This window comes from Sphingobium sp. IP1 (assembly GCF_002708645.1).
In the GTDB taxonomy this organism is placed as follows: domain Bacteria; phylum Pseudomonadota; class Alphaproteobacteria; order Sphingomonadales; family Sphingomonadaceae; genus Sphingobium; species Sphingobium yanoikuyae.
Map to the genome: position 1 here is coordinate 1 of NZ_NOIW01000146.1, position 10,364 is coordinate 10,364.

Genomic DNA, 10,364 nt, shown 5'->3' on the forward strand with positions numbered 1-10,364 from the left:
GGCAGCGCCGCCCGCCAAAAGCTGATCGAGAAGCTCATTCGGTATGGCAGGTTCTTTGCGTCGTGACATAGTGGGACTCCTTGTTGCCCATTATGCCCGGCCACACACGGAAATCCTGACAGTCCCCAACGCCATCCGTGAAGCCGCTGCGGCCAGGAACGTCTGGGCCAATATTCCCAATCGATCCAACCGCAAGCAGCGCTTCGCCTTCTCGCCATGGCTCTACAAGCAGCGCAATCTTGTCGAGCGCTTCTTCAACCGCATCAAGCAGTTCCGCGGCATCGCCACCCGCTACGACAAGGATCCCGACAACTTCCTCGCCGCCATCAAACTCATATGCGTTCGCCTCTGGTGCAACGCGTAATGAGTCTACGCGCTAGAGATCGGTATAAGTGCTGACGGTCCGGTTCTCGTGCGAAACCTAATTAATGTTGCTCGTTCGACTTCGAAAGCCAACATGCCGCAGCGCTGCCTCAGCCGTATAAACAGGCGACGCCCACGGCTGCGCGCTACGAGCAGCTTATTAAGTGCCGCCAGCTGACACAACCACGAGATATTCGCACAATTCTTTGCACTTACCCGCCAATTACGCACAGATCACTCTTGCTATTTCTTGTCGCGTCCGGCGTATGGCGTATAAGCCCGAAATCAATCAGATAGATGGGGCATAGGGGGAAAGTTGTGCCAGTACCTAGCCACTTGGCGTGGCTTACCGACACCGGCCAGCGGCAAAATGCCGCTTGCGGACGAGAGATTCAGATTTGGGCACTGACGCCCCAGGAAGATGCTGCGATCCTCTCGTCATGGGCGAAGCACTTCCGAGAGCATTACATAACAGATGCCGATCTGCCGCTCATGGTAAGCGGTACGGGTCAATCCCATGCGGAATATCTGCGATCGACACTGTTCCCCGATCGCACGCAAGGCTCCGGTCCGAGTCTGCGCTCAGGCGATTTCGGCGAAATCCTTGTGGCCGACTATATCGAACATTTCCTTGGATACTGGTGCCCTCGCGAGCTTCGGTATCAAGATCGGTGGAACCGCAACGACTCCACGAAGGGATGTGACGTCATCGGTTTCAAATTCGCCAACGCCGTTCCCGGCCCCGATGACGAACTCTTCGTGTTCGAATCCAAATCGGGCCTTCGCCCCAGCCAAGCACACCGTCTGCAGGACGCGATTGATGACAGCATCAAGGACAGGCTTCGCGAGGGCATGAGTCTCAACGCGATCAAACGGCGCTTCGTAGACCGTGGCGCGATCGACGATGCTCGCCGCGTCGAGCGATTCCAGAGTATTGCGGATCGTCCTTTCCGACGCATCAATGGCGCTGCGGCCATTCTTGACGACGCAGTGTTCGCCGGGACAAATCTGACAGTCGCAACAGCTGCCGCCCATTTCAATCAGGAGAATTTGCGCCTAATCGTCATTCGTGGCCCAGAGTTGATGACCCTTGTCCACGCCCTCTACGAGCGCGCGGCCGATGAGGCCTGAAGCAACTTCTCTCACGATCCTGTCGACCGCGCGAGCACGTGCGAAGATGCACGAATTCCGGGTCGCGCCGGGTGACTTCAATCAGCTTCCCCGCGATCCGTCCATGCTGTTCGCGCTTGCAATCGGTATCCTTGGCGATATTTCCGCTTCTGTTGCGGACACGATCGAGGTCGCTGTTGCGACGGGAATGTCGACGCCGGCAGGTTGGGTTGAAGCCCATAATCCTCGCGACGCCTTGCGTTTCGCATCCGTTTTCTTCGATGCCTATCTCAATGCGAAACTAGATGCTGAACTGACCGTGGAGTTCTCGCTCCTATGTGCTGCCTCCTACTACATTGCCGGTAACGTCGGCAGTGCAGCGGTCATCGCCCGCCACATGCCCGCACCGGACGTCGATTTGTCCGGTGGCCTTGGCATCCTGCTCTACAGGATAATTCGCAACGACTTCACACCAGTGGAAGAACCCCATACCCATCATTGGGCTACCGGCCGTGTGCTCGAAACGCTTGGATCATTCTTCCGCTTGGAAGTTGATGCTGGGGCCGTCGCCGATGCGATCCGGTACATCCGCCAATATTTCCATCGTGCTGGGTCGCCTCGCGAACTCCTTTATGGCGACCTCATCGGCGCCCTGTGCGCTCTGAAAGTTCAGAATGGGTCACGTACAATCCTCCCCAATGCCTCGGGACTCTCGATCGATCTCTGGCGTCCTGCCCTTGCCAAGGCGCATTTTCCGATCGAGCTTTGGCCGGCGCAGCAACGCATAGCGCAAGCGGGTATATTGCAGGGTCGGTCTGCCGTGATCCAGATGCCGACCAGTGCCGGCAAAACGCGCGCGACCGAACTCATCATCCGGTCCGCCTTTCTGTCGGGCCGGGCGCACCTCGCGATCATTGTCGCGCCTTATCGATCCCTCTGCCACGATATCCGCAGTGATCTCGTTACAGCCTTCGCCGGTGAAAACGTGCGCCTCGATGAGGCTTCTGACTCCTTTCAACTCGATCTCGTGCTCGATTCTCTGTTCGCCCAGGCCTCAGTGCTCATCGTAACGCCGGAGAAGCTGCTCTACATGCTCCGACGGGCGCCTGAACTCGCTGCCCGCATCGGCCTGCTGATCTATGACGAAGGCCATCAGTTCGACGGCATTACCCGAGGCCCAACATACGAGCTTTTGCTGACGTCGTTGCGGATGGCGCTCCCGGCGGGAGCACAAACGGTCCTGATCTCTGCTGTCATCGGCAACGCACCTGACATTTCCGCATGGCTGATCGGCGACCCCGAAGCGGTCATTGGAGGGGAAGGGTTGCTTCCGACCACTAAGAGTGTCGCTTTTGCGAGCTGGCAGGATCAGCGCGGACGCCTGGAATATGTTCGCCCAGAGGATCCCTCCGAGCGCGAATTCTTCGTGCCGCGCATCATCGCGGACATAGAAATCCCCCGACGTGGACGGGAACGCATCCAACGCCGTTTTCCCGAAAAGACCGGCGGTGACGTCGGGCTCTTCCTTGGCCTTCACGTCGTGAGCAATGGAAGCGTCGCAATTTTCTGCGGGCGGAAGGACAGCGTCACCAAGATTTGCTCGCGTGCAGTCGACCTAATGGATCGGGGGATGGAGCTGGAATGGCCATTGGCCCAATCCGACGCAGCCGAGATCGAAAAGCTGCGGACCCTTTCTGAGTACCAGCTTGGCGCTGCGGCGCCTGCCACCCGAGCGGCTGGCCTCGGGATTTTTGCACACCACGCCGACACCCCGCATGGCATTCGACTGGCGATCGAACATGCGATGAAAGAGGATCTCGCGAAATTCGTCGTTTGCACATCGACGCTTGCCCAGGGCGTCAATTTCCCCCTCAAATATCTCGTAGTCACGTCGACGCGCCAAGGCGGTGAGCAGATATTGGTCCGGGACTTTCACAATCTTATGGGCCGGGCCGGTCGCGCGGGAATGCACACCGAAGGAAGCGTTATTTTCTCGACGCCCTCGATTTACGATCAGCGTGAGCAGTTCAACGGAAAATGGACCTGGGACAAGGCTACTGAGCTACTCGATGCCAATAACTCGGAGCCGTCACGTAGTTCAATTCTGGCGCTCTTCGATCCCTATGAGCAGCGCCAGCCGCCTATAGTCCAAGAGATATCCTCGGTCTGGTTGGACCTGTCATTCGCGGATGCTACACGCATAGACGCGATCGTAGCCGAGGCACTGGCGGCGCAACCCAACATCAGCGAGCGGGAATTTCGGCGCTTCATTGAGGGGCGTGCGCGAGCCGTCCAGAACATCGCTGCGTTTCTAGTGGCGAACATGACCTTCGCGGACGGCGAGGATCTGAGCGCCCGCACGACGGAACTGGCGACCCATACATTGGCCTATTTTCTGGCGGATGACGCTACGCGTCTGCGATTGATCGAGGTGTTCCGTTCGATCGGCGACGCCATCACAGCCAATACGAACGGCGATCAGCGCGCCCTCATTCGCCGCTCGCCGCTCCCACCTGCGGCTGTCGCAGAACTCCAGACATGGCTGGCGGGCAATCTTGATGCATTGCGCGCCGCCGCGATCGAAGGCCGACTTTTTGCGGAAATCTCCCCGGTCATCCTCCGCTTCGTATCTTCTCGAGCGATCCGGACGATCAGTGTCCCCGAAATTATTCCGCGCGCATTGCAGGAATGGGTAGCAGGTCGAACCTACGCCTCGATATTTAAGACGCTTGGAGAAGCCGGCGTTCGGGTGAGCGGCGGCCATGTTACCGTTGAGGATGCGGTCGCTCTTTGCGAAAGCGGCTTCGGATTCGATGCGGCGATGATCGCTGCCTCGATCGCGGATTTGACTGAAGGCCTTGATGAGGCGCTGCACACCGCTGCCGCATTGCTGCAAAGACAAATTAAGTATGGCCTGACCGATAGGGCGGCGATTGCTTTTTACGAGGCCGGCTTCGCGGATCGCTACGTCGCCACAGTCCTGGGCGTAGTGTGGGGTAACGTGACGGACCGCGGCGGTGTGCGAGGCGCCTGTCGGCAGGAAGAGGTGATGCGTGCGGTGCTAGCCAACATCCCGAGCTACTTCATGACGGTCGCAGCGGAGCTTGGCGGATGGGCATAAACGGATGCGCTTCTAGCAGCGGTTCCACGCATAGCGCGTGCCGACTCCTTTGTCGCACCTACACTCAGGTGGAACGGGTGCCTCCCATGACATGGCTTTACCTTCGTGTGATCGCCGTGCGCAGGCCTGCCACCGTCGATGCAGCGGTGCTGCCGATGGGAATGACCGACCTTTAGGACAATAGCACGACGTGGCGATTTTGGAGTGAATTCGAACCAGAATTATCGCGCATTGCATAAAGATTATCGCGCCACAGTTCGATTGCGGGAACCAGGAGCGAAAGCTCAAGACTCCTCCCACCCAACAGGGATGCCAATAAATTTGAGCAGGTGTAATCGGCCCACGGCGTTATGATTTCGATCTGCTGGAGCGTCTTAATGGCTTGTCCCTTCAACTCTCCCGCCGGTTTCCCGAGGGTTTCAAACCATTCTTCCATGTGCTTCCAATAATTGGCTCCCGCGTTGATGGCTGCCGCGACGGATAAATCTGCACTGACCATCGGCGCGCAGCTAAATGCGTCAGCAGCGCAAACCCCAATCCCGGATCGCGTGGCTGTCAGATAGCGTTGCGCGGCCACGAACCCGTTGCCGATGAAATACTCAGCACTGTCGCACAGACCGGCTCCATCAGGATCACCAGATTGCTTGATCGCCAAGCATAAAGGCACGAGTTCCGAATCCAAAAGATGCAAGTGTCGACGCAAAAGTGATAAATCTCTGTCAGCAAAGCTGCTACCGAACCTAATATTCGCCATGGTGCTCGTATCCCACTTCCGCCCAATAGGCAGCTTCCCTCGCAGCCTCCAACTCCTCCAGAGGGACATCCTGCTTGCTAAAATCAATATTATACATCGGAAGTTGCCAAATATTGTAGAAGAAGTGACCGTGTTGATCAGTCGCCGCTTCGGTCACCAAGCCTTCTTTTTCCAAGCGTCGTGCAAGCTCTCGCTTCAACGCGCGCGTTTCTGTGCCCCCCTGATGATCGATAAAATCGACCGTTCCCCAGATCTCGGCCGTCGCCTGCAAGCCTGCCAGCGTGAAAACACCAATCGCGCTCAGGGCCTCGGCCAAAAGCAATGATATCGGTTGCGTCCTCATAACCCCGCCCGACCAATCCTTGGGATCGCTCCATTGGGGCTTCAGATCTTCGTGGATCTCAATATCGGCGTACATCGTGCTTTCACGACTATATAACGCCCAATTCGGCATGATATATTCGCTCATCCCGCCCTCGAGGTAATGCCCCTGGCGTTCGGAATCGACATATTCCTGCAACTGCGTAGTATTGATCGGTTTCCATCCCTGCGCTTTCGCATATATTAGGCGAGCGAGGTGATCATAGAATATTTTCTTCACAATACGACCCACACGTTCGTTAACGCGGGCGGCGGGGCAACGCACTAAGTCAATGAGAATTAGTGTCTTTGCCGCTTCCTCTTCTGCGAACCCTTCGAGCACGCTCGCCTCGCGCGGGGACTGATTCAGCTGACTAGCAGCATTCCAAAAGCCTTGTGCGCTCTTGAGAATGATTGGCAGGCCCTCGGCGATGAAGTCGAGCCGCGCGGATTGGGACATCGAGCAAAGCGCGCGCGCTTGGCGGTTTCCATAAGGGACTTTGGTTTGTACCGTGGACATGCTCGATCCATATCAGGCGCATCTGACATAAAGTAGAGGGCGTGCGCATCTTTAACCGTCGTCTCGCTGCTGCGAGCGAGCGCATCACGTCGGGAAGGTGACATATCCGCTGAAAACGGCAACGATGCCGGCAATCAGAAGACGGGCCGCCCACTTTCCGAGTTCATCGGCAAAGGCGCTCGCAAAGCGGTTGCCCTTTTTGGGGTCACTCGCCATCACCGTTCATCCGCGAAATAGTCGGCGAGCATTTGGCGCTGATCCACCATCTCGTCCGCCCAGAGCTGGGTCAGCTTGGCCACCGACGGATCGCGGTTACGCGACCGGATGGCCAGCAGCGCGATTTCAACCGGCTCGTTGTTAGGAGTAGACATCGCCGTATAGGTGCCAGTCAGGCAGATCGCGCCATGCGTTCGTTCGATCCGCTCCACACAAGCGAGCAGATCGCGCCAGAGTTCACGCACCTTAAAATCACGTCCTGGCTTCGGCCCAATAAGCCCTTTGCGCTCCGCCTGAACGAAGCTAGCCAGATCCAGCCATTCGCGCAATTCTGAGATATCGCCGTCCGCTGTGGCTTCAAGATCGGCGTCAACAAGCAGGCTGAAGCTTTCCAGCATCGCGCGAAGCTGAAGTTCTGTCCGAAACGGCGCCACATCAACCGGAACACGCCCCTCCGTCCAGGAGAACATATTGCGGAGATTCTCCTCGAATTGCTCGGCCGTCGGACGAACACGCTCCCGCAAAAATTCGTCTTCAGGCCGACGGAACGCGATCGCGAGCTTGCGAAGCTGCGCCGGACGAACCCGTTCGCCACGCTCTATCCGCTGGATGGTGGCGAGTGAGACGCCGGCCTCGCTTGCCAGCGCTTGCTGCTTCCAGCCCCATATCTGGCGCTGGAGCTTTACGAAGTTCGCGATCGATGCGGGATCGAGCGTGAATGTCTCAGGGGAAGCGGGCTGTTCCATGACCATGACTATGATCTAACTCGCCTGCAAAAATGAGAGCCAATCGAACGTCAGTTTATTGAAGGGCAGAAAAGGACTAAGGGCTGGACATGGGTGGACGTTACGTTATCGATACAAACTGGCTAGGCGATGCCGCCCTTGCCGACTTTCTAGCCCGGCCCGCAAACTTCGCGGTCATCTCCGAAATGACGCTTGTGGAGGTCCACAAGGAAGCCGCTGCCTACAACGGCAGGCAACTCCTGCGAATGCTATGCGCATACCCCAAGCAGGTCATCGTCCTGCGTGGAACCACTGACCTGTATCGAGACAGCGGTGCAAGCAAGGGTCTTGCGAACCGCTTAATCGAGCCGGTCCAGACAGGAAACTTTGGCGCCTATTGCCGCACGGTCATCAATGTGTCGGATGACGATGTGACGGACATACATTTCACTCAGATTGAGGAGCAGTCCCGCGAACAGATTGCAGAGTTGCGCGCCAATGTCAGAAACATCCTCACCTTGTTCGATCGGCTCGTTGCGATTTTCGAGCGGGGCGAACTAGACCGTCTGCGCAAGCGCGCGCCCTACAGCGTGGACCTTCAGCGGAAGCTGATCCACCTGAGCATGGACATTCACAAACTGCTGCTCCGGTCGCTCAACATCGAGCCCCGCTACCACCCAAAGGGCTTGCGCAGAGCGGTCGACACATTCGTCTTTCGCTACGCGTTGTGCGTCGTCATCTTTCTCACGCGGTGGATTCGACAGGGCGAATCGAAAACCATCACGGAAGAGCGACTAGTCAATCACATCATGGATCTTAAGACAGCCGCCGTGGCGACCTTCTTCGACGGCCTCAAGACCCATGACGAGATGCCGCGTGATGTCCATCTGGAGGTCAAGCATATCCTCGGCGCAATCGGGGCCTATGTGAATTGCGGCCAAGGACCGCGCCGATAGATCAGTCCGCGGAGCCTCGCCGGAACCAGACTTCGGCAGCGTGGTAACGTCCGCTTGTCTTGGGGGGTGGCTCAGGACTGGACCCAGCCATGGCTTCCCGATAGCGGTCGTTCGATTGGCCTTGGAGGGCAGCTTACTTGGAGGCAACGCTCCGAAGCAGACTGACCAAAAAGTCCCATGGTCAGCCGAAAACCTGCCAGATCACTTTCTCTCGCAGGTGCGATCAGGCGGTGATAGTGGCCTCCAACTCCTCGATCTTCTCACTGCAAAGGATATGGACGACGCGGCCCAGCTCCTCCACCTGGGTGCCGAGCCAGGTCAGTTCTTCCTCGCTGATGGTATAATGCTTCGAGTAGCGCGCCTTCACATAAGCCTCTTTAAGCTTTTCGAAGATCGCACGCTCGACCCGCGTGCCGCGCGGCCAGACGTTGAATAAGCGGAAATCGAGGCGCTCGGCCTGTGTGCGCAGGAAATTCAAATTGTGGACGTGTGGGGTGTAGAAGGTCGAGACGAGAAGCACCCCATGGTAGAGGTGTTCCGCTGCCTGATGGAGCAAGAATGCCGCTTTCTTCCAATCTCGCTCACCCATGTAGAAGCGGTATCCCTTTAGGAACCCCGCGCCGCTCGGTACCCACTCTTCAAAATATTCCTTTGCCATAGCCAGCGCCTGCGTTGGCGTTTTTGGCCTCGGCTTGTGCAACTCACTTTCGTCGGCCTGATAAAGGGCGATCCCCTCACTGGCGATATCCATGAAGAAATAGCGCCCATGGGCAAGACCGTCATTCACTTCTTGCAAGGTGTGCACGATGAAATTCACCGGAGTCTTGAGAGTCTGGGTGATCGCCAGTTCACGCGTTAGCCGCTCGTCGGTTTTCTCCCAATATTGGACCCGATCGGTGAGTTCCTTCTGGTTGACGATGATGAGCATGTCATAATCGGACTTATAGCCCTTGGCGGTATGCGGCTCGTCCACCCATCCACCACGCGCATAGCTGCCGTAAAGGATGATCTTGTGGATGCGGCCTACCTTGCGCTTGCCGGTCGCGAGATTGTTGGAGTCTCCGAATTCCTCGAAGATGATCTGCACCACGCGCTCAAGTTCACGCTGCTTTGAAGCTGGAAGGTGATCGAGGTTCGTTCGCATGATCTCGGCTGTCAGTTCGCAATCCAGGGGTTGATGACCGTAACCCCAACTGCATCAAAGGGAGCCGTGTCGCGGGTCGCGACCGAAAAGCCCGTCGCCTTTGCAATTGCGGCAATATAGCCGTCCGGGGTCGGAAAGCCTTTGCCGACCGCCCGGGCATGGGAGGCAAGGGCAGCGTAGCTTTGAGCGGCCTTGGTCTCGAACGGGAGGATCCGCTCGCCGAACAGTTTCAGGAGACCGTCCAATGTCGATGCGAGAGCATGCTTGCGCTTGCCTTCCGGCAACGCTGAGATGCCGAACAACAGTTCAGCAAGGGTCACGCTGGTTAGAAAGAGCGTCTCAGCAGGCTGGCGATTGAGCCAGTCGATCACCGACGGATCCGTCGATGGCTTCATCGCCTCCGAGATAACGTTGGTGTCCAGAACGATCATCAATCAAAGCTCATGGGGGCGGACGGCCCACGCTTCTGAGTGAGCCAATCTGCGTCGGCATCCGTAAGGCCCGCTTCCCGACCGATCTCAGCGAGAGCATCCCCTATGCGAAGGCGGTGGGGCGGCTTCACAGCTTGCTCTAAAATGTCGCGGATTTCAGCTTCGGTGCTTCTCCCATGGGAAACAGCACGCGCGCGGATTGCCCGATGAACCTCATCTGGCAGATTCCTCACAGTCACCGTAGACACGACGGCCTCCTCATAGCACAAGCGAATTGCTATCACATTAGCGGTTATGCTATCACTTGCAAGGAAGATGCGCCATTTCGGCGACATCTCATTGCCCGGAACAGGCGGAAATCTGTCAAGATCTGCGTGAGGCGCCGAAGCATGGATGAACCTGGAAAATCCCCGATCCCACAGCCGCTAGCACGGCCGCTACTGCGCGACTGGTTCTGGCGACCCTGGTACTCCAAGCTCTGGATTGCGATCATTTTTCTGGTTCTGCTGCTCGGTTACCTTCTTCCGCGCGACATTTTGCGTTCTCATGAGGGCGTCGCTACGCTCTCGATGGCGCTGGTCCTGAACCCCTATCTTTTCATCGGCGGGCTCGGCTTCGGCTATTTTCGGGCCGCTTGGAAATATAGATTTGGCTTGATGATGCC

At 57.4% G+C, this 10,364-nt stretch carries 10 protein-coding genes and 2 pseudogenes; 5 read left to right on the forward strand and 7 right to left on the reverse strand.

Translation table 11 applies throughout. From position 1 onward, the window contains the following. Nucleotides 1-127 precede the first annotated feature (127 nt). The 3 genes and pseudogenes from CG471_RS27100 to CG471_RS27110 form a co-directional block, all read left to right on the forward strand. Nucleotides 128-364: pseudogene (locus tag CG471_RS27100) on the forward strand (transposase); the annotation flags it as partial. Nucleotides 365-699: 335 nt separating this feature from the next. Next, nucleotides 700-1,494 carry a Hachiman antiphage defense system protein HamA gene (locus tag CG471_RS27105; protein ID WP_218964291.1) on the forward strand — a complete coding sequence of 265 codons (795 nt, stop codon included), beginning with the start codon at nucleotides 700-702 and terminating at the stop codon, nucleotides 1,492-1,494. Nucleotides 1,495-1,540: 46 nt separating this feature from the next. Then, nucleotides 1,541-4,594 carry a DEAD/DEAH box helicase gene (locus CG471_RS27110; protein ID WP_180275814.1) on the forward strand — a complete coding sequence of 1,018 codons (3,054 nt, stop codon included), beginning with the start codon at nucleotides 1,541-1,543 and terminating at the stop codon, nucleotides 4,592-4,594. Between the two features lie 172 nt (nucleotides 4,595-4,766). On the opposite strand, the gene CG471_RS30365 is transcribed toward CG471_RS27110, so the two are convergent. The 4 genes from CG471_RS30365 to CG471_RS27125 all read right to left on the reverse strand — a co-directional run bounded on the left by CG471_RS30365 (nucleotide 4,767) and on the right by CG471_RS27125 (nucleotide 7,196). Then, complete coding sequence (locus CG471_RS30365) at nucleotides 4,767-5,348, reverse strand: hypothetical protein (RefSeq protein ID WP_180275815.1); 582 nt, start codon at nucleotides 5,346-5,348, stop codon at nucleotides 4,767-4,769. Further along, nucleotides 5,335-6,228, reverse strand: coding sequence for a hypothetical protein (locus CG471_RS27120; RefSeq protein WP_218964292.1), 894 nt, complete (start codon nucleotides 6,226-6,228; stop codon nucleotides 5,335-5,337). Before CG471_RS27120 ends, CG471_RS30365 begins: the two co-directional genes overlap by 14 nt. A gap of 84 nt (nucleotides 6,229-6,312) precedes the next feature. Continuing rightward, a complete protein-coding gene (locus CG471_RS31535; RefSeq protein ID WP_257211700.1) occupies nucleotides 6,313-6,444 on the reverse strand; it encodes a hypothetical protein in 132 nt (43 codons plus the stop codon). After that, the gene (locus tag CG471_RS27125) at nucleotides 6,444-7,196 is read right to left on the reverse strand and encodes a helix-turn-helix domain-containing protein (protein ID WP_257211701.1); all 753 of its coding nucleotides are present in this window, start codon (nucleotides 7,194-7,196) and stop codon (nucleotides 6,444-6,446) included. Before CG471_RS27125 ends, CG471_RS31535 begins: the two co-directional genes overlap by 1 nt. An 83-nt stretch (nucleotides 7,197-7,279) precedes the next feature. Between CG471_RS27125 and CG471_RS27130 the strand changes: the two genes are divergently transcribed. After that, nucleotides 7,280-8,125: a hypothetical protein gene (locus CG471_RS27130; protein WP_099234374.1), complete on the forward strand. Its 846-nt coding sequence runs from the start codon at nucleotides 7,280-7,282 to the stop codon at nucleotides 8,123-8,125. A 223-nt stretch (nucleotides 8,126-8,348) separates the two neighbouring features. On the opposite strand, the gene CG471_RS27135 is transcribed toward CG471_RS27130, so the two are convergent. Genes CG471_RS27135 through CG471_RS27145 form a run of 3 tightly spaced genes read right to left on the reverse strand, consistent with a single transcriptional unit; the run spans nucleotide 8,349 to nucleotide 10,035 of the window. Next, on the reverse strand, nucleotides 8,349-9,269 hold the full coding sequence (locus tag CG471_RS27135) for a HEPN domain-containing protein (RefSeq protein WP_099234375.1): 921 nt from the start codon (nucleotides 9,267-9,269) through the stop codon (nucleotides 8,349-8,351). Nucleotides 9,270-9,280: 11 nt separating this feature from the next. Next, entirely contained in the window at nucleotides 9,281-9,700 is a 420-nt protein-coding gene (locus CG471_RS27140; RefSeq protein WP_037485327.1) for a type II toxin-antitoxin system VapC family toxin, read from the reverse strand. Then, nucleotides 9,700-10,035 carry an Arc family DNA-binding protein gene (locus tag CG471_RS27145; RefSeq protein ID WP_051585583.1) on the reverse strand — a complete coding sequence of 112 codons (336 nt, stop codon included), beginning with the start codon at nucleotides 10,033-10,035 and terminating at the stop codon, nucleotides 9,700-9,702. The genes CG471_RS27140 and CG471_RS27145 overlap by 1 nt, the downstream gene beginning before the upstream one ends. 54 nt (nucleotides 10,036-10,089) lie before the next feature. Between CG471_RS27145 and CG471_RS30370 the strand changes: the two are divergent. Further along, nucleotides 10,090-10,364 (forward strand): annotated as a pseudogene (locus CG471_RS30370) (hypothetical protein); the annotation flags it as partial.